Below are 21,756 nucleotides of genomic sequence, written 5' to 3' on the forward strand. Positions count from 1 at the left end.
TCTGCACGTGCCGTGTCCGATCACCGTCGTGGTCGATCAGCCGGCAGCGACGGCCCTCCCTGGTCCCGATCACTTCGGGTCCGCCCTGGGCCGGCGACCGGGCGCCAGGACGCCCACCGCCGGTGAGCGTGACAACCAGGGAAAAACAGGGAGCAATTCACCATGGCCGTAGTGACCATGCGTCAGCTGCTGGAAAGCGGTGTCCACTTCGGGCACCAGACCCGGCGCTGGAACCCGAAGATGAAGCGCTTCATCTTCACCGAGCGCAACGGTATCTACATCATCGACCTGCGCCAGACCCTCGAGTACATCGAGAAGGCCTACGCGTACGTCCGCGACACCGTCGCCGAGGGTGGCCACATCCTCTTCGTCGGCACCAAGAAGCAGGCGCAGGAGGCGATCGCCGAGCAGGCGACCCGCGTCGGCCAGCCGTATGTCAACCACCGCTGGCTGGGTGGCATGCTCACCAACTTCCAGACGGTGTACAAGCGCCTTCAGCGCATGAAGGAGCTCGAGGCTCTGGGTGACCTGAGCGGCACCGCCGCCGGTTACACCAAGAAGGAGACCCTCCAGCTCTCGCGCGAGAAGGAGAAGCTCACCAAGACCCTCGGTGGTCTGCGGGACATGACCAAGATCCCGTCGGCGGTCTGGATCGTGGACACCAAGAAGGAGCACATCGCCGTTGACGAGGCCCGCAAGCTGGGCATCCCCGTCATCGCGGTGCTCGACACCAACTGTGACCCCGACGAGGTCGACTTCCCGATCCCGGGCAACGACGACGCGATCCGCTCGGCCGAGCTGCTGACCCGGGTTGTCGCCACCGCCGTGGCCGACGGCCTGATCGCCCGTTCGGGCCGCAACCGCGGCAACGACGACGCGAAGCCCGAGGCTGCTGCCGTCGCCGCCGGCGAGCCGCTGCCCGAGTGGGAGCGCGACCTCTACGAGGGTGCCGAGAAGAAGGCCGCTGACGGCGAGTCCGCTGCTGTTGTCGCTGCCCCCGAGGTGCCCAACACGGCTGAGGCTCCGGCCGCCGCCGAGGCTCCGGCCGCCAGCGAAGCCCCGGTCGCCAGCGAGGTGCCGGCCGAGCCGGTCGCGTCCGCGGCAGAGTAAGTCCTGTAGGAAGCCGGCCGCCGTCAGGCGGCCGGCCCCCAGACAAAGACTTCAGAGGATCAGAGAGAGTCATGGCCAACTACACCGCCGCGGACGTGAAGAAGATCCGCGACCTCACCGGCGCCGGCATGATGGACTGCAAGAAGGCGCTCGACGAGTCGGACGGTGACTTCGAAAAGGCCGTCGAGTTCCTGCGCATCAAGGGTGCCAAGGACGTCGGCAAGCGGGCCGGTCGCACGGCCGCCAACGGCATCGTCAGCCACTTCGGCAACGCGCTGCTCGAGGTCAACTGCGAGACCGACTTCGTCGCCAAGACCCCCGACTTCGTCGCCCTGGGCGCGCAGCTGGTCGAGCACGGCGTGAAGAACAAGCTCGCCGACGCCGCCGCGCTGCTCGCCTCGACGCTCGAGGACGGCAAGCCGGTCGCCGACCTCATCCAGGACTTCTCCGCCAAGATCGGCGAGAAGATCGTGGTCAACCGGTTCGTCGAGCTCGACGGCACCGTCGCGGTCTACCTGCACCGCAAGGCGCAGGATCTGCCGCCGCAGGTCGGCGTGCTCGTGCAGTACACGGGCAAGTCCGACGAGGCCGGCGACGACGACGCCCGCGCGGTCGGCATGCAGATCGCCGCCATGCGTCCGAAGTTCCTCACCCGTGATGAGGTGCCCGCCGAGACCGTCGAGTCGGAGCGCCGCATCGCCGAGGAGACCGCTCGTGAGGAGGGCAAGCCCGAGCAGGCGCTGCCCAAGATCATCGAGGGCCGGGTGAACTCCTTCTTCAAGGACTACGTCCTGCTGGAGCAGCCGTCGGTCACCGACAACAAGAAGACGGTCAAGCAGGTCGCTACCGCTTCCGGCATCGAAGTCACGCGCTTCGTCCGGTTCGAGGTCGGCCAGGAGTAATCCAGCAGCCGAGCGAACTGCGCGGGAGGTCGGACGCTGGACAAGCGCCCGGCCTCCCCGTCACATAAGGTCTCCTGTTAGCGACGGAAGGGCGAGGTCGGCATGACGATGGTCACCGAGCAGACTGCCAAGGTGGGAGAGGTCCCCTCACCGCGGCCCGAACGGCCGCGACGTGTCGTCCTCAAGCTCTCCGGCGAGGTCTTCGGCGGCGGCGCGGTAGGCGTCGACCCCGATGTGGTGCAGGGCATCGCCCGGCAGATCGCCACCGTCACGCGACGCGGTGTACAGGTCGCCGTGGTGGTCGGCGGGGGAAACTTCTTCCGCGGCGCCGAGCTGCAGAAACGCGGGATGGACCGTAATCGCGCCGACTACATGGGCATGCTCGGCACGGTGATGAACTGCCTCGCCCTGCAGGACTTCCTCGAGAAGGAGGGCATCGAGACGCGGGTACAGACCGCGATCACGATGGCCCAGGTCGCGGAGCCGTACATTCCGCTGCGTGCCATCCGGCACCTCGAGAAGGGCCGCGTCGTGATCTTCGGCGCCGGCGCGGGCATGCCGTATTTCTCCACCGACACGGTTACGGCCCAGCGCGCGCTGGAGATCCACGCGGACCTGGTGCTGATGAGCAAGAACGGCGTCGACGGTGTCTACACCGCGGACCCGCGTACCGATCCCGATGCTCGCAAGATCGACCACATCACGTTCGCGGGCGTTCTCCAGAAGGGTCTGCGGGTCGCCGACCAGGCGGCTTTCAGTCTCTGCGAAGAGAACAACCTGCCGATGCTCGTCTTCGGGGCCCAGGGGGACGAGACTATCGTCCGAGCCGTCAGCGGCGAGAAGATCGGTACCTTGATCACCGCTTGATCCGCCCGCCACAAACCCCACCGGATTCATCACACGAAACAAGGAGGCGACGGAGCGGTGATCGACGAGACCCTCTTCGAGGCCGAAGAGAAGATGGAGAGCGCGGTCGAGCACGCCAAGGAGGAGTTCGCCGCGATCCGTACGGGTCGTGCCAATGCGGCGATGTTCTCCAAGATCGTCGTCGACTACTACGGCGCTCCGACCCCCGTGCCGCAGATGGCGTCCATCGGCGTGCCCGAGCCGCGCATGGTGATCGTCAAGCCCTACGACGCGTCCCAGATCGGCCCGATCGAGCGCGCCATCCGCGACTCCGACCTCGGCGTCAACCCGAACAACGAGGGTAGCCAGCTGCGGATCCACCTGCCGCAGATGACCGAGGAACGACGTCGCGAGATGATCAAGGTCGCGCGTGGCAAGGCCGAGGAGGGCCGCGTGGCGATCCGCAACGTGCGCCGTAAGGCCAAGGAACAGCTCGACCGCATGGTCAAGGACGGCGACGTCGGCGAGGACGACGGCCGCCGCGCCGAGAAAGAGCTGGACGACACCACGCAGCGTTACGTCGCGATCATCGAAGAGCTCGTCAAACACAAGGAAGCCGAGCTCCTCGAGGTCTGATGTCGTACCTCGAGCCCCGCGGCGGGCATCCCTCAACCGGTGGCCGGGCGTCAGGACCATCCGACGCGCCGGCCCCTTCCTGGGGTACGCCCACCAGCCAGGAACACTCCGACACCACCGGCGCTGTCCGGGGCTCGCAGCCCCCCGAACCGTCGTGGGCTCCCCGGCAGGGACCGGGCTCAGGACAGGGACCGGGCGCAGGGCAAGGACCGGGCTCAGGGCGTACGGGAGGGTCTGTGTCGGAACCCAATTGGGCCGCACCCACCGCAGCGACCTCGACCTCGCAGGCGGAGTGGGAATTGACCGCCGCCGAGGCCGAGGCCGAAGCGGCGGCACAGGCAGCCGATGAGGCCCCACGCCGCGGTCCCGGCAAGCGGCGCGCCGGGCGTGACGGCAAGCCTGCCAAGGCGAACGGACGTGCGGGCCGCAACCTGCCCGCCGCGATCGCGGTCGGCACCGGCATGGTCCTGGTGGTCTTCGCCTCCCTCTTTCTCTGGAAGCCCGCCTTCCTCGGTGTGATCGCGCTCGCCATCGGCGTCGGCATCTGGGAGATGGTCCGGGCGCTCAAGGTGGCGGAGACGTTCCCGCCCCTGGTCCCGCTGCTCGCCGGTGGGCTGCTGATGACCGGGCTCGCCTGGTTCTACGGCCCCGATGAGCTGTTGCTCGGCCTGGCGGCCACGCTGCTGGCCACGCTCGTGTGGCGGTTCAGCGAGCACAAGGACGGATTCCGGCGGGACATGAGCGCTGCGGCTCTCATCGCCGTGTACGTGCCTTTCCTGCTCAGTTTTGGCGTGCTTCTCGGCCGTCCCGAGGACGACGGGGCTCAGCGCGTACTCTGCACGCTTCTTTGTGTTGTGCTTTCCGACACTGGTGGCTACGCCGCGGGCGTGTTCTTCGGCAAGCACGCGATGGCCCCCTCGATCAGCCCCAAGAAGTCCTGGGAAGGCTTTGCCGGGTCGATCTTCGCAGCGGGCCTCGGTGGTGCTCTGCTGCTCTATTTCCTGCTGGAAGTGCCGTTCTACTGGGGCATTCTGTTCGGAGCTGTGATCTCCGTCGCGGCCGTGACGGGCGATCTGGCCGAGTCCATGCTCAAGCGCGACATCAAGATCAAGGACATGAGCAACCTGCTGCCGGGGCACGGCGGCCTGATGGACCGGCTCGACTCGATCTTGTTCGCGGTCCCCGCGGCATACCTGCTGCTCTCGATCATCGCGCCGCCGGGGTAGGCATGTGTTGCGGACGTGGGAGACTTGACGGGCCATGACGATTCTTCCGGTCATCCCGACCAGCCCCGACACCCCTGATGCGGTCACCACGCGCCGCCGCGTCACCATGCCGCCGCGCCACCTCGCCGATCTGGACCTTGCGGGCCGGCAAGCGGCCGTGACCAAGCTCGGCCTCCCCGCGTTCCGGGCCAAGCAGCTCTCCACCCACTACTTCGGCCGTCTCGTGCGTGATCCCGAGGCGATGACCGACCTGCCGGCTGCCACCCGCGACCAGCTCGCCGGTGACCTGCTCCCCACGCTGCTCACCCCGCAGCGCGAGATGGCCTGCGACGACGGCGCGACCCGCAAGACGCTGTGGCGCCTGCACGACGGTGCCATGGTCGAGAGCGTGCTGATGGGCTACCCCGACCGGATCACCGCCTGTGTGTCCAGCCAGGCGGGTTGCGGCATGGCATGCCCCTTCTGCGCCACCGGCCAGGCCGGGCTGACCCGCAACCTCTCGATCGCCGAGATCGTCGACCAGGTCGTCTACCTGGCCGGGGTCGCGGCGTCGGGCGCGGTCACCGGCTCCCCGCCGCGGCTGTCCCGGGTCGTTTTCATGGGTATGGGCGAGCCGCTGGCCAACTACCCGCGCGTTCTCGAGGCCGTCCGGCGCCTCACCGCTCCCGCGCCGGAGGGTCTCGGGCTCTCACAACGGCACATCACGGTCTCCACCGTGGGGCTCGTGCCCGCTATGCGCCGGTTGATCGCCGAGAAGCTGTCGGTGACCCTTGCGCTGTCCCTGCACGCCCCCGATGATGATCTGCGCGATGAGCTAGTGCCGGTGAACCAGCGTTGGAAGGTGGCCGAGGTGCTCGATGCCGCGTTCGACTACGCGGCGCAGACCGGGCGTCGAATCTCCATCGAATACGCGATGATCAGGGACGTAAACGATCAACCCTGGCGTGCCGACCTGCTTGGCAAGCTGCTTCGCGGCAAGCTGGCCCATGTGAACCTGATCCCGCTCAACCCCACCCCGGGCAGCAAGTGGGACGCCAGCCCCAAGCCTGTCGAGCGGGAGTTCGTCCGCCGGCTGCGCGAGGCCGGCGTGTCGACCACGGTCCGCGACACCCGCGGCCAGGAGATCGACGGTGCATGCGGCCAGCTGGCCGCGAGTGAGCTCACGGCGGTGGACGCAGGGGGCTCCGCCGCCGACGCGGAGGTGGCACGATGACTGGGCCTATGCCCCAGCGGATGCGAATTTGGGAGACGTTGTGACGAGTCAGGGGCAGCGTTTCCGCCGTCGCGCACTGCGCCGCGGCTACAAGGTGGATGAGGTCGACGCCTTCCTCGACCGCGTCGAGGCCACCCTCGCCGGTGAGCAGACCGGCGCGCCCGTCGGTGCCCAAGAGGTGCACGACGTCGTCTTCCGCGTCCGCTTCGGTGGTTACGACGAGTGGCAGGTCGACCTGCACCTCGACCGGGTCGAGCGGCAGCTCGCCGAGTTCGAGGACCGCGGCGGCCGTGCACCCGAGGTCCGCATGCAGCCGGAGCCCATGCGCGGCGGCCCGCCCGACGACATGCGTGGCGGCATGCCGCCCGAGCCGATGCGCGGCGGCGTGGCCGAGCGGATGAACCCCGACCGCATGAGCCAGGCCCTGGGCCGCTCCGGGCCGCCCACGTCGGCGCCGCCCACCGAGCGCCTGACCGCGCCCGTCCGCGACGACCGCCAGTTCGCCCGTGACGATCAGTACGGCCAGCAGCAGGGTCAGTACGGCCAGCAGGACCAGTACGCGCGCGAGGAGCAGTACGGCCGCGAGGACCAGTACGCCCGGGACCCGTACGCACAGGAAGACCGTCTCCAGCCGCAGCAGATGCCGCAGCGCCCGCCGATGCCGGCGCCGGATCCGTATGGCCGCTACGAGGATCAGGGTTACGGCCAGCAGCAACAGCAACAGCCGCCGCAGCGTCAGCAGCCCCCGCAGGGCTACGACAACGGCGGGTACGAAACCGGTGGCTACGACCAGTTCGAGCCGGGCCGGCACGGCAAATCCGAGATGACGTCCGAGATGCGCCTGCCCGACCGTGATCGCGGTTTCGGCGGCGGCCAGGCCCCGATGAGCGCACCGACCATGGGCGGCGGTCCCGGTGGCATGGGCGGCCCTCAGGCGAGCGGTCCCCCGATGGGCGGCGGCCCGGCCGGCATGGGCGGCGGCCCCGGCCCCGGCGGCAGCCCCGAGGTCTACCGGGTGGACCAGTTGCGCCGCACGTTCCAGCCGCGACGCTTCGGCAGCGGCTACGACCCGATGCAGGTCGACCGTCTGTTCGAGAGCATTCTGCAGGCGATGACCGGCCGCGGCCCGATGCCCGTGCCCGAGAACGAGCTCGACACGCTGCAGTTCGGGCTGGTCCCGGGCGGTTACTTCGAAGCCGAGGTCGACGGCGCGCTCCGCGAGGTCAAGGACATCCTCCTGCGGCGTCGCTGACCCTGACCGCAGCAAAGGCCCGGCTCCTCCTCGAGGGGATGCCGGGCCTTTGTCATGCTGCGATGGCTTACTGGTCCTCGGGCTTGAGGCCGTTGCGGCGCAGCACGATGTCCACAAGGACGGCCACGACCAGCGCAACAGCGGTGCCGATGAGGTAGATGTTCTCGGTGTTGCCCTCGTGGTTGCCCCACAGCATCAGCAGCAAGACGGCGGCCGACACCAGGGCGCCGGTCCGGGCCCGCTTGCGGTTGCCCGGCTTGAGCTGGTCAGGCGCGTAAACCGGCTCTTCAGCCACGACTCGGTCCTCCCGAAGAAAACGATCTCCTAAGCCGCCTCAGTGTACCCGGGCGAGTTATCCACAGGCGGCGGCTCCGCGCGCGCTTTCCGAAGCGGGACCCGGTACCTTCGATCCCGTCGGAGATGGACGCCAGCCGAGGGAGTAGAGACGGTGCGGATCACGGGCACTGGCCACGCCAGTATGCGGATCGACACGGGCGCGGGCAGCATTCTGTGCGACCCGTGGGTCAACCCGGCGTTTTTCGCGTCGTGGTTCCCCTTCCCGGACAACTCGTTGCTCGACTGGGAGACCCTGGGCGACGTCGACTACCTCTACGTCTCCCACCTGCACCGGGACCACTTCGACGCGGCGCACCTGACGCGGTTCGTCAACAAGAAGGCGACGGTGCTCCTCCCGGAGTATCCGACCAGCCAGCTCGAGGACGAGCTGCGCGCCCTCGGCTTCACCAGCTTCCTGCGGACGAAGTCCAACCAGGTCCACGAGCTCGACGGCGGCCTCAAGGTCATGATCCAGGCCCTGATCAGCCCGACCGACGGCCCGATCGGCGACTCCTCGCTCTGGGTGGAGCACGACGGCATCCGTGTGCTCAACCAGAACGACGCCCGCCCCAGCGACCTGTCCGTCTTCGCGGAGCTGGGCCACGTGCACGCCCACATGCTGCAGTTCTCCGGCGCGATCTGGTATCCGATGGTCTACGAGCTGCCCAACGCCGCCAAGACCGCGTTCGGCAAGCAGAAGCGCGACCGTCAGTTCGACCGCACCTGGCGCTACATCGACGACCTGAAGGCCGACCACGTCTTCCCGATCGCCGGCCCGCCGTGCTTCCTCGACGACGACCTGTGGCAGTTCAACGACATCCACGGCGACGAGGGCAACATCTTCCCCGACCAGTCGGTCTTCATGAGCGAGTATGCGAAGGTCGGCGGCACCAACGGCATCGTCCTGCTCCCGGGCAGCGTGTCCGAGCTCACCACAGCGGGCACCGAAGCGCCGTCGAGCGTCGAGACAACGCACCCCACGGATGTCGACGAGTTCTTCGCGAACAAGACGGCCCACCTCGAAGAGATGCGCGAGCGCAAGGCCCCGGTCATCGCCGCCGAGAAGGCCTCCTGGCGCCACCCCGAGATCGACGTCCTCGGCGCGCTCAAGAAGCGCATCGAGCCGCTCCTCGAGGAATCCATCTACATGGCCAAGGGCGTCGGCGGGCCGGTCCGTTTCGACCTGGTCAGCTATGACGGCACCTCGGTCGAGTCGATCGTCGTCGACTTCCCCGGCAAGCAGGTCCGCCCCTACGCCGACGAGAAGGTCCGCTACCGCTTCCGCACCCAGCGCGAGCTGATCGAGCACCTGATCTACATCGACGAGGGTGACTGGGTCAATTCGCTGTTCCTCTCCTGCCGCTTCTCCGCGGCCCGCATCGGGCAGTACAACGAGTTCGTCTACGCCTTCTTCAAGTGCCTCAGCGAGGAGCGCCTCCAATACGCGGAGGGCTGGTATGACGAGCACGAGAAGGAGGTCGAGGCGGAGGACACCCAGTTCGGCGACTGGACCGTCCAGCGCCGCTGCCCCCACCTCAAAGCAGACCTCAGCCGCTTCGGCATCGTCGACGGCAACGTCCTGACCTGCCAGCTGCACGGCTGGAAGTTCGACCTCCCCAGCGGGAGATGTCTCACCAGCGTCGGCCACAAGATCAGGGCTGAGAAGCACGAGACGGAGAAGTCAGAAGCCTGAAAAGCGGATGTCGTGCCTTGGTGGGTGGTGCTGACCGCAGTTCCCACCGAGGCCGGGCACGGGGATCCAGTCGCCTGGCGGCTCCTTGACGGATCCCCGAGCCCTTCATCCTGCGTAAGTGGTCACCCCGACAAGCCGAAAAACCTCGCAACCAGATCTGCGGCGCTGACGTCCTGATTGGTCCTGCCGATCAGGGCCGGTGCCTTGCGTGGCCCGGGAATGGTGTGCCCGCCGCCGTGCACGGTGTAGAGCACCACCGGTGGCCGTCCCTCCTGCCGATACTCGGTGCGCTCCACCGACGTGGCGTCTGTGCCGCCCGCCGACGTAGCGCGTGTGCCGATGGGCGATGTCGTGCCTGTGCCAGCGAGCGTGGTCGAGGCTGTGCCGTTGGGCTGGGGCGTGGTTGTGCGGCTCGGCACGGGCGTGGTTGTGCCGCTCGGCAGGGGCATGGTGGTTGGCGGGGTCGAGGCTGTGCCGTTGGGCTGGGGCGTGGTGGTTGGCGGGGTGGTGATGCCGTTGCGGCCGGCGAAGTAGTGCGCGGTCTGTGGCATCGACAGGGCACGGCCGCCGACCTTGAACAGCGTCCGGGCCCACCAGCTCATCTCGCCGCCCTCGTAGCTGACGATCGGGTCCTTCGTCCCGTGGATCAGCAGCACGGGCATTGGCACCGGCGTCGACGGCGGGACCAGGAAATTCTCCGGCGCGGGCATGGTCGCCGCGAAGACTGCCGCACCCGCGATCAGCTCCGGTGCCTCATGGACCAGGCGCATCACCATCTGCCCGCCGTTGGAGTAGCCGACAGCGAAGACCCGCCCCGGATCGATCCCGTAGCCGGCCGTCAGCTTCCGGATCACCGCGCGGACGAAACCTACGTCGTCGATGTTCGCCTTCCGCGCGGGGAAGGAACTGGCCCGGCGGGCGTCGTTCCAGTTGTGCTTGTAGCCGTCCAGATAGGCGACCACCGCCGCGCCGTCGTCGGTCAGGGTGTCGAAGGACCGCCCGGTGAAGTCCCGGTGCTTGTCCCCGGTCTGACCGGACCCGTGGAACACCAGGACCAGGTTCCGCGCGTTCTGCTGTCCCACCACGGTGTACGTGCGTGACCTGCCGGCCACCTCGACGCTGTCGCGCATCGTTTCTCCTGCTCATCGGTAGCGATGAGGCGACGCTAAACTTTGACATCATGTCAAGGTCAAGTGTGGAAGGGGGACGCCGATGCAGATCAGCCAGCTGAGCACGAAGACCGGTGTCAGCCCTCGCTCCCTGCGCTACTACGAGCAGCTGGGTCTCATCGGGGCGGTCCGCAGGCCCAACGGCTACCGCGACTACGGCGACGACGCCGTGGTGACGGTGCTGACGATCCGCTCGCTGTTCGACCTCGGGTTCCCGAGCGACCTGGTCCGCGCCGTCCTGCCCTGCACCAAGGGGGAGAACCTTGACGAGGCCATCTGCGAGAGCGTGGTCGAGCGGGTCACCGGCATCCGCGACGACATCGCCGAGCGCGTGGTCCACCTCGCGGAGACCCGCGACACCCTGACCCGCTTCCTCGACGAGCGAAACTAGCGCGACCGGTTCCAGAGCGACCGGTTCCAGAGCGACCGGTTCCAGAGCGACCGGTTCCAGAGCGACCGGTTCCAGAGCGACCGGATTTGGGGCGACCGGATTTGGAGCTACTGGTTCCAGAGTGACCGCATCTCCCGCACAACGGTCGGCCAGGTGGCCGGCGGGAGGTCGTGGCCGGTGCCCGCCAGCTCCACGTAGCGGGCGCCCGGCACCGACGCGGCGACGCGCCGGCCCGCGGACGGGCGGCACATCGGGTCGTCGGAGCCGTGCAGCACGAGTGTGGGCAGCCGTAGGGAGCTCAGCGGCGGGCCGTGCCAGGTTGCGCCGGTCTGCCGGGCCATGGCGCGGCTGTCCCGCACGCCGCTGACCAGACCCGCGTCGAGTTCACGCTCAACGCGGGTCCGGGCTTCCTCTTCGTCGATGGGGCCTGCCGATACGGCCCGGGCCATGGCCATCCCGGCTGCGATGTCGCCCTCACGGCCTTCGGGGAAGCGCGCGCGTGCGATGCGGGCAAGGAACGGCAGGCGCACGTATCGCAGAACCGCGGCACCTCTGGCGTCACTGGGCACGGCGGAACACGACGTGAGCGTTCGTACCCGCTGAGGGTGGCGCAGGGCGGTCCGCTGAGCCACCAGCCCGCCCTGGGACTGCCCGAACAGGTGAGCGTCGGGCCATCCCAGCGCGTCCATCACCGCGACGGCGTCGTCTGTCATGTCCTCGGCGGTGTAGATGGGCTGCTTCCGCTTGAACAACGCGCTGAGCGGGTTCGCGGCGGGACCGTCCTCGAAGTGTGTGGAACCTCCCGCGTCCCGTCCGTCGAAGACAGCGACGTGATAGCCGCCTTCGATCAGAGCCGTTATGAAGCCGTCGGGCCACCAGTACCGCGAAACGCCGAGGCCCATGAGAAGCAGCAGCGGTTCACCGCCCGCGCCGCCCCGGTCGTCGAACTCGAGACTCACTTTGCCGTTCTGTGCGATCACGCCGGCCTCCCCCACTTCGGGAACACTGTTCGCGAACACTGTACAGATATTCTGGCGACATGGATCAGGCTCCCGTGTGGCTCCGTCGGCGCTCCACCGGCGTGGGGCGCCCCGCAGAGCGCTCCCAGGAAGAGGTGACCGCCGCCGCGATCGAGCTGGCCGACCTCGACGGCCTGGTCGCGGTCTCGATGCGCGGGGTGGCAGGGCGGCTCGGCACGGGAGCGGCGTCGCTCTACCGCTACGTCTCCGGGCGTGACGACCTCCTCGACCTGATGATCGATGAGGTGGCGGCGGGCTACGAGCTGCCGCCGCCGACCGGCCCGTGGCTACCCGGCCTGGTGGAAGTGGGCAGGCAGGCCCGCGCGCTCATGCTGCGGCACCCTTGGCTGCCCGAACTGGTCCTCACCCGCCCGGTGATCGGGCCGCACGGCGTCGACCTGCTCGAGCACGTCCTCGCGCTGCTCGCTGATCATCCGGCAGCGCCGGCGCGCAAGCTCGAAGCGTTCGCCGTCATGAACGCGACCACGGCGGCGTTCGCCCTCAACGAGCTCGGCGCCGCTGAACGTCCGGCCCACGGCGCAGGTGATGCCGTCCGTGCCGCTCGACCGGCACGGGCTGCCGGCCGGCCGGATGCCTATCTCGCCCACGCGATGGCCGCGGGCGGTCACCCCCACCTGACGGCGGCGCTGGCCGGCATGACGCCTACGGCCGTGAATTCCGGCGACCGTTTTGAGAGCGTCCTCGCCGACGTTCTTACCGGTCTGCTCGGGCCGGCGTGACGCGGTTCAGCCGGCCAGATCGGCAAGGATCCGCTGGGCGGCGTTGTGGCCGGCGGCGCCGATGACGCTCCCTGCCGGGTGGGCGCCGGCCGACCCGGCATACAGGCCGTCCAGGCCGGTTGCATACGGCATGCGCTCGTTGAACGACACCGTGTTGTCGACGTGGTGGATGTGGCCGCCGGTGATGCCGAAGTGCTTCTCGATGCCCGGCGGGGTCAGCGGCATCACATCGGCGACCAGCGATGACGTGCCGGGGGCGTAGCGGTCGCAGATCTCCAGAAGCCGGGCCACGTAACCCGGGAGCGCCTCGTCCCAGGTCGTGCCCGCCGGCTGGTAGGGCACCGACTGCACGAACAGCGCCGACGAGTGGTGACCGGCTTCGTCCTGCAGGGACGGATCGACGGTGGTGTGCAGATACCACTCCATCGTCGGCTCGGCGGGCAGGCGGCCCGCCTGCACATCCGCCCACATGGCTCGCAACGCGGCCATCGGGGAATCCGACTCGGAGAGGCCCGCCAGTCCGGCCGAGCCGGGCAGCAGGTGGATGGTCGAGCCGAACGGGGACGCGGCGTCAGCGGGCAGGCAGGAGAACTGCGGCAGACCCGACAGAGCCATGTTGAGCTTGAGCGTGGTGCCCGTGCGCCGCACCGACTCCATGCGTGACGTCAGCTCGGCCGGTAACGCGCCCTCGGGCACGAGCGACATCAGCTGGTAGGGGTCGCAGGCGCCCAGGACCACGCGAGCGGTGATCGTCCGGCCGTCGGCCAGTGCCACACCGCTTGCTGCGCCGTGGTCGACCGTTACAGCGCTCACCGGCGTACCCGTGAAGATCTGGGCACCCGCTGAGCGTGCCGCGGACGCGAAGGTCTGGGAGACCGTGCCCATGCCGCCCGCCGCGATCATCCAGGTGCCGTCCGCGCCCGGGAGGCGGCACATGTTGTGGACCAGGAAGTTGTGGCCCGTGCCCGGGTCGTCGGGGCCGGCGTTCAGCCCGGAGAGCCCGTCGGTGACGGCGTACATGCTCATGAGGAGCTCGCTCTTGAACCCGAAGCGGGCGAGATAGTCGGCGACCGAGCCGCGCACGAGGTCGATGAACGTGCTCTGCAGCTGCGGCCGGATGTGCCGGTCGGCGATGTCCTCGACGGACCCGGGCTCCTGCAGCCAGGAGGGAGCCAGGTCGGCTCGCAGCGCGGCGATCTCCACCTGGAGCGCCTCGTCGGCGGCGATGTCGCGCGGGGAGAAAAACTTCTCCATCCGGGCGCGGGTGGCCTCGCGGTCGGTGCCGAACAGCAGGTAGGGCGCGCCCGGCCCGCCCGGCGTCGGGAGGAAGTAATGCGGATCACGACGCAGCACCGGGATGTCGACGTCGAGGAGTTTCAGCAGCTCAGGCGGCATCAGGCCGAGCAGGTAGGAGCCGGTCGACTGGCCGAGACCGGGGACCTTGGCGAACGGGTGCTCCGTGCGGGTGGCGCCGCCGAGCTGATCGGCCGCCTCCAGAACCACCACGGAGAGCCCCGCGCGGGCGAGCAGCACCGCGGAGACCAGGCCGTTGTGGCCCGATCCGATGATCACTACGTCAGCACGCGACGGCAGAGCGTTCATGAGCGCCGACTTTAGCGCGTCGAAGGAGCCGCCGTTCCCGGCCAATCGGACTTATGACCCAGGGTCGCGAACCGGGTCCGGACCGGGTAAGAAGAACACGTGTTCGGATGGTGGGGCAGAGCGGTCGTCCGGGTCCGCTGGTGGGTCGTGGCTGCCGCGTGCGCCGTGGTCGTCGCCGGTGCGACCTGGGGTGCGGGCGTGTTCGGCGCACTCACCGGCGGGGGCTACGCCGACCTGGGCAGCGAGTCGAATCGGGCCGCAGCGACCATCGCGCGAGAGCTCGGTCAGCGTGACCCAGATCTCATCGTGCTGTGGTCCAGCGACGCGACGACAGTCGATGATCCGACATTCCGCACAGCGGTGACCGATGCCGTGGCGCGGACCCGGTCGCAGTCCGATGACGTCGACCAGGTCGCCGCCTACACCGACGCACAAGCCCCTCCCGCCCTGGTCAGTGCCGACAAGCACGCCACCTACGCGGCGATCTACCTGCGCTCGGATGACGAGGACGCCAAGACCGCCGCCTATCACCGCATCGAGCCCGCTTTCTCCGCGAGCGGGTTGCAAACGCAGGTCGGCGGGCTGGTCGCGTTCACCGATCAGGCCAACACCCAGACCGAGAAGGACATCACCCGGGCCGAGATCTTCTCGCTGCCGGTCCTGCTCGTGCTGCTGGTGCTGATCTTCCGGGGCCTGATCGCGGCCCTGTCACCCCTGGTCATCGGGGGTCTTGCCATCCTCGGATCGTTTGTGGCCGTGCGAGCCCTCACGACCTTCACGGACATCTCGGTTTTCGCGATCAACGTGATCACCCTGCTCGGGCTGGGCATGGCCGTCGACTACTCGCTGTTCATCGTCAGCCGCTTCCGCGAGGAGCTGGCGCGCGGCGAGGACGTGCCCGCCGCGATCCGGATCACGGTGGCGACGGCCGGGCGTACGGTCGCGGTGTCGGGTCTGACCATCGTCCTGGCGCTCTCCAGCCTGCTGATCTTCCCGCAGCCCTTCCTGGGTGGCATGGCCATCGGGGGCATGGCCGCCGTGCTCGTGGCCATGCTGGCGGCACTCACGGTTCTGCCCGCGGCGCTGTCCCTGCTCGGGCATCGCATCGACAAACTGCGCATCCCACTGCCCCAGCGCGAGCGGAGAGAGGGCTCAGGCGCATGGGCGCGCCTCGCGCACAGCGTCATGAAGAGACCTGTTTGGTACGCCGTGAGCGTCCTCGCCGTTCTGGCAGCCTTCGCCGTGCCCTTCCTGCGCGTCGAGTTCGGCGGTTTCGACGAGCGGGTCCTTCCCGCCGGCAGCGGGGCGCGGGTCGTCGGGGAGCGGCTCGCCGCCGATTTCCCCGGCGGTGGTGAGAGCCCGATCACTGTCTTCGTTCCGGGGCCCGCCGAAGAGTTGACCAGCCAGGTCTCGGCCCTGCCCGATGTGACGAGCGCAACGGTCACCGCTCAGCGGGGCACGGCCTCGCTGATCACAGTCAGCTACCCGGACGATCTGAGCCGGGCCGGGGCGCGCGAGCTCGTGTCGGAGATCCGCGATCTGGCCGGCCCGGGAGTTCTCGTGGGCGGTCCACCGGCGATCGACCTCGACCTGCTCGAGAGCCTCGCGGCACACCTTCCATGGATGGCGCTGATCATGGCGGTCGCCACGATGGTGCTGCTCTTCCTGGCCTTCGGGTCCGTGCTGCTGCCGATCAAGGCAGTGCTCATGAACGTCGTCTCGATCGGCGCGTCCTTCGGCGTGGTCGTCTGGATCTTCCAGGACGGGCATCTCGAGGGCCTGCTGCGCTTCGAGTCCACGGGGTTCATCGAGCCCAGCAACATGATCCTGGTGCTGGCCGTGCTCTTCGGGCTGGCCACGGACTACGAGGTGTTCCTGCTCTCTCGCGTGCGGGAGGAGTGGGACCGCACCGGCGACAACACGACCGCGGTCGCCACCGGGCTGCAGCACACCGGTGGCATCATCACGGCCGCGGCGCTGCTGCTCATCACCGTGGTCGCGGGCTTCGCCACCGGCGGGGTGACCGTCATCAAGACCATCGGTGTCGGCATGATCGTGGCGATCCTGGTGGACGCGACGCTCGTCAGGGCGTTGCTCGTGCCGGCGACGATGCGGTTGCTGGGCCGGTGGAACTGGTGGGCTCCGGGTGTTCTGGGCCGTTTCTACTCGCGCTACGGGATTCACGAGAGCGCGCATCCGGCACCGGAGAAGCAGTCCGTGCCCGTCTAGCCCGCTGATAGGTGCTGGCACTCTGCGTCGCGGCGTAACCGGCCAGCACGATCACGTGGAAGAGGTAGAGCCAGAGACCGACGGCGACCATCCCGCCGATCTCGGTGAAGCCGCCGAACGGCACGCCCAGGTCGAGCGGCAGCGAACAGAACAGCACGAAACCGTGCAGGAATCCGGAGAGGTTCGCGGCGGTGAACGAACCGACGAGCACGGTGGCGAGCCATTCGGGACGCCCGGGCGCGACCCCGCGGTAGACCCAGATGACGACGGGTGTCAGGACCAGCCAGGTCGCCAGGAAGGAGAGGATCACGCCGGCAACTGAGTACCAGCCGCCGCGTACCCATAGTCCGCTGGTGACCGGAAGCGCGAGAAACAGGCTCAGCAGCAGTGCGGGCGCAGCGGCCAGCAGCGGCAACCAGAGCAGGCGGCCGCGCCAGCCCACCAGTGACTCGCCCGGCTCGCGCAGGGACACGAAGGCCCGACGTAGCCCCTCTCCGTAGAGGGTCGCGGGCAGCAGGCTCGCCAGGGCGAGGACCGGCGTCAGGTGCAGGCCCGCGTCGATCAGGCGGTCGAGCGCCTGCGGCGCCCCGATGGAGTCCGGCAGGGCGGCGATCGTGCGCCCGGTCAGATTTCGTACGCGGTCCGCCCCCGCGATCAGCCCCGTGATCCAGATGGCAAGCAGCGCGACCGGAACCACGGCGATTCCGGCGTAAAAAGTGACAGCGGCGGCATGCAACGCCAGGTCGCGCCCCCGCAAAGGGCGGAAGGGCAGTGCCAGTTTTCGCAGCAGGTTCCGCATGCCCCCTCACATACCCCGTGGGCCGCTACGATCCCGACCCTGTCGCTGACTTTCCAAGCCCAGCCGGATCGCCGCCTGCTTGCCGCCGCCGTCCGGCACATCTCCCGCTCCCGCATCCTGCTGGTCCGCTGGCTCGGCGGCGTGGTGACAGCCGTCGGAGTGGTCACGTTTCCGCTGCTCAGCGGCGATGTCTTTCTCTCGGTGGTCGACGTCGTCCTCGGGCTTTTCCTGGCCGTGGGTTGCCCGGTGATCGCGGTGCGGCGTGCGGTCGGCGTGAGCGAGCGGCTGGTGGCGCGGCCCCTGACGTACACCTTTGACGAGACCGGCTTCACCACGATGAGCGACCTGGCCACGACGAACTGGAGCTGGGCGGCGGTGACCGGGATCGACGAACTCCGCGACCAGATCCTGATCCGGGTCAACAAGTCCCAGTTCGTTCCGATCCCGGTTGCCGGCCTGTCCCCGGAGCGGCTGAGCGACCTGCGCACGATCCTGCGCAACCGTGGCGCGACCACGGCGGCGGAACCGCCCGCTCCCCGTTCTATCGGCGTCCGGCCTGCGACTCCCTGAGTTATCCACAGGGGGTGCGCGGGTACGAGCGCGCGTCCGGGAAGATGTCAGTCATGCGAGAGCTCGTCCTGCTCGGTTCCACCGGGTCAATCGGCACCCAGGCCATCGACATAGTGCGGCGTAACCCGGATCAGTTCCGGGTCGTCGGGCTCGGCGCCGGCGGGGGCAATGTCGAGTTGCTCGCGGCGCAAGCGCTGGAGCTGGCGGTCGACGTCGTCGGCGTGGCCCGGTCGAGCGTGGTGCAGGATCTCCAGCTCGCCTTCTACGCGCAGGCGCAGAAGCGGGGCTGGGCCACCGGTGACTTCAAGCTGCCCAAGATCGTGGCGGGACCGGAGGCGATGACCGAGCTCGCCCAGTGGCCCTGTGACGTCGTGCTCAACGGGGTTGTGGGGAGTCTCGGGCTTGCTCCGACACTCGCCGCGCTGCGCGCCGGGCACACCCTGGCGCTGGCCAACAAGGAGTCCCTCGTCGCCGGCGGCTCGCTGGTCAAGGCCGCGGTGACCCGGCCGGGGCAGATCGTCCCCGTCGACTCCGAGCACTCCGCGCTGGCCCAGTGCCTGCGGGGCGGCAGCGAGCGGGAGGTGCGCCGGCTGGTGCTGACCGCCAGCGGCGGGGCGTTCCGCGACCGGCGGCGCAGCGAGCTGACGAACGTCACGCCCGACGAGGCGCTCAAACACCCGACCTGGGACATGGGCCCGGTCGTCACGATCAACTCGGCCACCATGGTCAACAAGGGGCTCGAGGTGATCGAGGCGCACGAGTTGTTCGACGTGGCCTATGACGACATCGAGGTCATGGTGCACCCGCAGTCGGTGCTGCACTCGCTGGTCGAGTTCACCGACGGCTCGACGCTCGCGCAGGCGAGCCCGCCCGACATGCGCCTCCCCATTGCGCTGGCGCTGGCGTGGCCCGATCGGGTGCCCGGAGCGGCTGCGGCGGTCGACTGGACTCTCGCGCACAACTGGGAGCTGCGCCCGCTCGACAACGAGGCGTTCCCCGCCGTCGAGCTGGCCAAGGCGGCCGGGCGCGAGGGCAATTGCCGGCCCGCGATCTACAACGCCGCCAACGAGGAGTGTGTGGCCGCGTTCGTGTCCGGTCGGCTACCTTTTCTGAGCATCGTCGACACCATCTCGGCGGTGCTCGCGGCGGCCCCCGATTTCGGCCCACCGGGTACCGTCGACGAGGTGCTCGCCGCGGAGGCGTGGGCTCGGGCCCAGGCACAGCGAATGATCGCGACTGCGGCTGAAGGAGCCTGATGCTGTACTGGTTGGGGACGGCGGCGTTCGCGCTCGCGATCCTGATCTCGGTGAGCCTGCACGAGCTGGGCCACATGATCACCGCCAAGCGGTTCGGTATGAAGGTGACGCAGTATTTCGTCGGCTTCGGTCCGACGATCTTCTCGTTCCACCGGGGCGAGACCGAATACGGCCTGAAAGCCATCCCGCTCGGCGGTTTCTGCAAGATCGTCGGCATGACACCGCAGGATGACGACATCCTGCCCGAGGACCAGCCGCGCGCTATGTGGCGCTTCCCGCTCTGGCAGCGGACGGTCGTCATGTCAGCGGGCTCCATCACCCACTTCATCCTGGCGATCGTCGCCACCTGGTTCATGGCGATCTTCGTCGGCCTGCCCAACCCGGCCTACCCGGACACCGCCGCCGAGCAGCGTGCGCAGCCCGCGCGGATCACCATCGGTGAGTGCGCGCAGATCGTGATCTCCGAAGCCGGCTGCGCGGCATCCGACCCGAAGGCACCCGCCGCCGTGGCGGGACTGCAGCGCGGCGACGTGATCACCAGCGTCGGCACCACCGCGATCCAGAATTACGGCCAGCTCACCGATGTGATCCGGTCGCTGCCCAAGGGCTCCGTGCCGGTGAGCTACACCCGCGACGGCACCGCGGCCACCACCTCGGTCGACCTGATCCTGGGCCAGCGCGCGCCGATCGACGACCCGGACGGCAAGGTGACCGAGGTCGCAGTGGCCGGTATCGGCCCGGACATCACGGTTCCCGGCCTGGTCACCTATAACGCGGGCGAAGCCGTGCCGAAGAGCTTCGAATACGGCTGGACGCTTGTGAAGGCGTCGTTCGCGGCACTGGGCCGCATCCCTGAGAAGATCCCCGCGCTCTGGCACTCCATCACCGGTGACGAACGCGACCCCGACACCCCGATCAGCGTGGTCGGCGCCAGCCGGCTGGGCGGCGAGGCCATCGAGCGCGGCGTGCCCGAGGTGTTCCTGGGCGTGTTCATCTCATTGAACGTCTTCATCGGGCTCTTCAACCTGCTGCCGCTGCTGCCGGTGGACGGTGGTCACATCGCGATCGCCTGGTTCGAAAGATTCCGATCGTGGCTCTACGCTCGTCTGAAGAAGCCCGACCCGGGCCGCGTCGACTACTACAAGCTCATGCCGTTGACATATGCGGTCATCCTGATCGGTGGCGCGTTCACGCTGCTGACGATCACCGCCGACGTCGTCAACCCGATCTCGATCTTCTCCAGGTGAGTGTGAAATGACCGCAATCAGTCTCGGTATGCCCGCTGTGCCCCCGCCGCCGCTGGCACAGCGCCGTCTCAGCCGTCAGATCAACGTCGGCGGCGTGCTCGTCGGAGGCGGCGCGCCGGTCAGCGTGCAGTCGATGACCACCACGCTGACCAGCGACGTCAACGCCACGCTCCAGCAGATCGCCGAGCTCACCGCCTCCGGTTGCCAGATCGTCCGGGTCGCGGTGCCGTCCCAGGACGACGTCGAGGCGCTGCCCGCGATCGCCAAGAAGTCGCAGATCCCCGTCATCGCCGACATCCACTTCCAGCCGAAGTACGTCTTCGCCGCGATCGACGCCGGCTGCGCGGCTGTCCGGGTCAACCCGGGCAACATCCGCCAGTTCGACGACAAGGTCAAGGAGATCGCCAAGGCGGCCTCCGCGACCGGCACCCCGATCCGCATCGGCGTCAACGCGGGCTCGCTCGACAAGCGCCTGCTCGAGAAGTACGGCAAGGCGACCGCCGAGGCGCTCGTCGAGTCGGCCCTCTGGGAATGCTCGCTCTTCGAGGAGCACGGCTTCCGCGACATCAAGATCTCGGTCAAGCACAACGACCCGGTCGTGATGATCCGCGCCTACCGGCTGCTCGCCCAGCAGTGCGACTACCCGCTGCACCTCGGCGTGACCGAGGCCGGCCCGGCGTTCCAGGGCACGATCAAGAGCGCGGTGGCGTTCGGTGCCCTGCTGGCCGAGGGCATCGGCGACACGATCCGCGTCTCCCTCTCCGCCCCGCCGGTCGAGGAGATCAAGGTCGGCCAGGGCATCCTCGAGTCCCTCGGCCTGCGCGAGCGTGGCCTCGAGATCGTCTCCTGCCCCTCCTGCGGCCGCGCCCAGGTCGACGTCTACACCCTCGCCGAGCAGGTCACCGCCGCCCTCGAAGGCTTCCCGGTCCCGCTGCGCGTCGCGGTCATGGGCTGCGTCGTCAACGGACCCGGCGAGGCCCGCGAAGCCGACCTCGGCGTCGCATCCGGCAACGGCAAGGGCCAGATCTTCGTGAAGGGCCAGGTCATCAAGACCGTCCCCGAATCGATCATCGTGGAGACCCTGGTCGAGGAGGCCCTGCGCCTCGCCGACCAGATGGGCGCGGAGCTCCCCGACGAGCTGCGCGACCTTCTTCCGGGCGCTCAGGTCACCGTGCACTGATTTATCCGGCAACGGCTTGAGGGCGCATCCCTGGTTGGGGGTGCGCCCTTTTGCGTTCCCGCAATACCAGGGCGTCCGCGGGCCACGGTTGGAATGTGAGGGCGTCCGCGGGCCACGGTTGGGTAGTGAACGCGGCGAGGACGCGGTCGGGGGGTGTGGGACTGGGCTGGCGGGAAGAAGGCGAATGTGCTTTCGGTGTTGCTCGGATGGGGGCGGGCGTTGCAGGACGCTGCCGGGTCCGGCCATCCTCCGGTCGGGTTGCGCGCGATGCCGAGCCGCGATGGACTCCCGGCGGCGGTCCGGGCGCCAGTGAGTGACGTCGGTGGGGGTGGTGCACCGT

19 protein-coding genes and 1 pseudogene are annotated in these 21,756 nt (G+C 68.8%); 15 read left to right on the plus strand and 5 right to left on the minus strand.

The features are described from left to right. Positions 1–162: 162 nt before the first annotated feature. The 7 genes from rpsB to Ahu01nite_RS22890 all read left to right on the plus strand — a co-directional run bounded on the left by rpsB (position 163) and on the right by Ahu01nite_RS22890 (position 7,185). On the plus strand, positions 163–1,110 hold the full coding sequence (rpsB, locus tag Ahu01nite_RS22860) for a 30S ribosomal protein S2 (protein ID WP_203838624.1): 948 nt from the start codon (positions 163–165) through the stop codon (positions 1,108–1,110). Between the two features lie 71 nt (positions 1,111–1,181). Further along, entirely contained in the window at positions 1,182–2,012 is an 831-nt protein-coding gene (tsf, locus tag Ahu01nite_RS22865) for a translation elongation factor Ts (RefSeq protein ID WP_203838625.1), read from the plus strand. A 102-nt stretch (positions 2,013–2,114) separates the two neighbouring features. Further along, positions 2,115–2,879 carry a UMP kinase gene (pyrH, locus tag Ahu01nite_RS22870; protein WP_203838626.1) on the plus strand — a complete coding sequence of 255 codons (765 nt, stop codon included), beginning with the start codon at positions 2,115–2,117 and terminating at the stop codon, positions 2,877–2,879. Between the two features lie 57 nt (positions 2,880–2,936). Beyond that, the gene (frr, locus tag Ahu01nite_RS22875) at positions 2,937–3,494 is read left to right on the plus strand and encodes a ribosome recycling factor (protein WP_203838627.1); all 558 of its coding nucleotides are present in this window, start codon (positions 2,937–2,939) and stop codon (positions 3,492–3,494) included. Beyond that, on the plus strand, positions 3,494–4,720 hold the full coding sequence (locus tag Ahu01nite_RS22880) for a phosphatidate cytidylyltransferase (protein ID WP_203838628.1): 1,227 nt from the start codon (positions 3,494–3,496) through the stop codon (positions 4,718–4,720). The genes frr and Ahu01nite_RS22880 overlap by 1 nt, the downstream gene beginning before the upstream one ends. A 34-nt stretch (positions 4,721–4,754) precedes the next feature. After that, on the plus strand, positions 4,755–5,933 hold the full coding sequence (gene rlmN, locus Ahu01nite_RS22885; RefSeq protein WP_203838629.1) for a dual-specificity RNA methyltransferase RlmN: 1,179 nt from the start codon (positions 4,755–4,757) through the stop codon (positions 5,931–5,933). A gap of 40 nt (positions 5,934–5,973) precedes the next feature. Continuing rightward, positions 5,974–7,185 carry a DivIVA domain-containing protein gene (locus tag Ahu01nite_RS22890; RefSeq protein ID WP_203838630.1) on the plus strand — a complete coding sequence of 404 codons (1,212 nt, stop codon included), beginning with the start codon at positions 5,974–5,976 and terminating at the stop codon, positions 7,183–7,185. Between the two features lie 67 nt (positions 7,186–7,252). On the opposite strand, the gene Ahu01nite_RS22895 is transcribed toward Ahu01nite_RS22890, so the two are convergent. Then, a complete protein-coding gene (locus Ahu01nite_RS22895) occupies positions 7,253–7,480 on the minus strand; it encodes a DUF2631 domain-containing protein (RefSeq protein WP_203838631.1) in 228 nt (75 codons plus the stop codon). Between the two features lie 153 nt (positions 7,481–7,633). Here Ahu01nite_RS22895 and Ahu01nite_RS22900 point away from each other — a divergent pair, with 153 nt between their 5' ends. After that, complete coding sequence (locus Ahu01nite_RS22900; RefSeq protein WP_203838632.1) at positions 7,634–9,214, plus strand: Rieske 2Fe-2S domain-containing protein; 1,581 nt, start codon at positions 7,634–7,636, stop codon at positions 9,212–9,214. Between the two features lie 122 nt (positions 9,215–9,336). Here Ahu01nite_RS22900 and Ahu01nite_RS22905 read toward each other — a convergent pair whose 3' ends face one another. Next, positions 9,337–10,344, minus strand: a complete 1,008-nt coding sequence (locus Ahu01nite_RS22905; RefSeq protein WP_203838633.1) for a CE1 family esterase — start codon at positions 10,342–10,344, stop codon at positions 9,337–9,339. A gap of 82 nt (positions 10,345–10,426) precedes the next feature. Here Ahu01nite_RS22905 and Ahu01nite_RS22910 point away from each other — a divergent pair, with 82 nt between their 5' ends. Next, positions 10,427–10,774, plus strand: coding sequence for a MerR family transcriptional regulator (locus Ahu01nite_RS22910; RefSeq protein WP_203838634.1), 348 nt, complete (start codon positions 10,427–10,429; stop codon positions 10,772–10,774). Between the two features lie 107 nt (positions 10,775–10,881). On the opposite strand, the gene Ahu01nite_RS22915 is transcribed toward Ahu01nite_RS22910, so the two are convergent. After that, positions 10,882–11,754: an alpha/beta fold hydrolase gene (locus Ahu01nite_RS22915; RefSeq protein ID WP_203838635.1), complete on the minus strand. Its 873-nt coding sequence runs from the start codon at positions 11,752–11,754 to the stop codon at positions 10,882–10,884. 59 nt (positions 11,755–11,813) lie between these two features. On the opposite strand from Ahu01nite_RS22915, the gene Ahu01nite_RS22920 reads away from it, so the two are divergent. Beyond that, on the plus strand, positions 11,814–12,533 hold the full coding sequence (locus tag Ahu01nite_RS22920) for a TetR/AcrR family transcriptional regulator (protein WP_203838636.1): 720 nt from the start codon (positions 11,814–11,816) through the stop codon (positions 12,531–12,533). A gap of 6 nt (positions 12,534–12,539) precedes the next feature. On the opposite strand, the gene Ahu01nite_RS22925 is transcribed toward Ahu01nite_RS22920, so the two are convergent. Then, positions 12,540–14,135 carry a phytoene desaturase family protein gene (locus Ahu01nite_RS22925; RefSeq protein WP_203838637.1) on the minus strand — a complete coding sequence of 532 codons (1,596 nt, stop codon included), beginning with the start codon at positions 14,133–14,135 and terminating at the stop codon, positions 12,540–12,542. A gap of 198 nt (positions 14,136–14,333) precedes the next feature. Here Ahu01nite_RS22925 and Ahu01nite_RS22930 point away from each other — a divergent pair. Next, positions 14,334–16,277, plus strand: a pseudogene (locus Ahu01nite_RS22930) (MMPL family transporter); the annotation flags it as partial. On the opposite strand, the gene Ahu01nite_RS22935 reads toward Ahu01nite_RS22930, so the two are convergent. Further along, the gene (locus tag Ahu01nite_RS22935) at positions 16,219–17,163 is read right to left on the minus strand and encodes a YhjD/YihY/BrkB family envelope integrity protein (RefSeq protein ID WP_203838638.1); all 945 of its coding nucleotides are present in this window, start codon (positions 17,161–17,163) and stop codon (positions 16,219–16,221) included. The pseudogene Ahu01nite_RS22930 and the gene Ahu01nite_RS22935 overlap by 59 nt on opposite strands. A gap of 141 nt (positions 17,164–17,304) precedes the next feature. On the opposite strand from Ahu01nite_RS22935, the gene Ahu01nite_RS22940 reads away from it, so the two are divergent. Genes Ahu01nite_RS22940 through ispG form a run of 4 tightly spaced genes read left to right on the plus strand, consistent with a single transcriptional unit; the run spans position 17,305 to position 21,416 of the window. Next, a complete protein-coding gene (locus Ahu01nite_RS22940; RefSeq protein ID WP_203838639.1) occupies positions 17,305–17,733 on the plus strand; it encodes a YcxB family protein in 429 nt (142 codons plus the stop codon). A gap of 44 nt (positions 17,734–17,777) precedes the next feature. Continuing rightward, positions 17,778–18,989 carry a 1-deoxy-D-xylulose-5-phosphate reductoisomerase gene (dxr, locus tag Ahu01nite_RS22945; RefSeq protein WP_203838714.1) on the plus strand — a complete coding sequence of 404 codons (1,212 nt, stop codon included), beginning with the start codon at positions 17,778–17,780 and terminating at the stop codon, positions 18,987–18,989. Continuing rightward, positions 18,989–20,236 (plus strand): M50 family metallopeptidase, encoded by a 1,248-nt coding sequence (locus Ahu01nite_RS22950; protein WP_203838640.1) that lies wholly within the window; start codon positions 18,989–18,991, stop codon positions 20,234–20,236. Before dxr ends, Ahu01nite_RS22950 begins: the two co-directional genes overlap by 1 nt. A 7-nt stretch (positions 20,237–20,243) precedes the next feature. Continuing rightward, entirely contained in the window at positions 20,244–21,416 is a 1,173-nt protein-coding gene (gene ispG / locus Ahu01nite_RS22955) for a flavodoxin-dependent (E)-4-hydroxy-3-methylbut-2-enyl-diphosphate synthase (RefSeq protein ID WP_203838641.1), read from the plus strand. Positions 21,417–21,756 lie beyond the last annotated feature (340 nt).

It is taken from the genome of Winogradskya humida, assembly GCF_016862215.1.
GTDB lineage: Bacteria > Actinomycetota > Actinomycetes > Mycobacteriales > Micromonosporaceae > Actinoplanes > Actinoplanes humidus.

Bases quoted from the DNA above. Each gene is read 5' to 3' on its own strand.
- rpsB (WP_203838624.1), top strand. From the start codon at position 163: ATGGCCGTAGTGACCATGCGTCAGCTGCTGGAAAGCGGTGTCCACTTC.
- tsf (WP_203838625.1), top strand. From the start codon at position 1,182: ATGGCCAACTACACCGCCGCGGACGTGAAGAAGATCCGCGACCTCACC.
- pyrH (WP_203838626.1), top strand. From the start codon at position 2,115: ATGACGATGGTCACCGAGCAGACTGCCAAGGTGGGAGAGGTCCCCTCA.
- Ahu01nite_RS22880 (WP_203838628.1), top strand. From the start codon at position 3,494: ATGTCGTACCTCGAGCCCCGCGGCGGGCATCCCTCAACCGGTGGCCGG.
- rlmN (WP_203838629.1), top strand. From the start codon at position 4,755: ATGACGATTCTTCCGGTCATCCCGACCAGCCCCGACACCCCTGATGCG.
- Ahu01nite_RS22905 (WP_203838633.1), bottom strand. From the start codon at position 10,344: ATGCGCGACAGCGTCGAGGTGGCCGGCAGGTCACGCACGTACACCGTG.
- Ahu01nite_RS22910 (WP_203838634.1), top strand. From the start codon at position 10,427: ATGCAGATCAGCCAGCTGAGCACGAAGACCGGTGTCAGCCCTCGCTCC.
- Ahu01nite_RS22920 (WP_203838636.1), top strand. From the start codon at position 11,814: ATGGATCAGGCTCCCGTGTGGCTCCGTCGGCGCTCCACCGGCGTGGGG.
- Ahu01nite_RS22925 (WP_203838637.1), bottom strand. From the start codon at position 14,135: ATGAACGCTCTGCCGTCGCGTGCTGACGTAGTGATCATCGGATCGGGC.
- Ahu01nite_RS22935 (WP_203838638.1), bottom strand. From the start codon at position 17,163: ATGCGGAACCTGCTGCGAAAACTGGCACTGCCCTTCCGCCCTTTGCGG.
- dxr (WP_203838714.1), top strand. From the start codon at position 17,778: ATGTCAGTCATGCGAGAGCTCGTCCTGCTCGGTTCCACCGGGTCAATC.
- Ahu01nite_RS22950 (WP_203838640.1), top strand. From the start codon at position 18,989: ATGCTGTACTGGTTGGGGACGGCGGCGTTCGCGCTCGCGATCCTGATC.
- ispG (WP_203838641.1), top strand. From the start codon at position 20,244: ATGACCGCAATCAGTCTCGGTATGCCCGCTGTGCCCCCGCCGCCGCTG.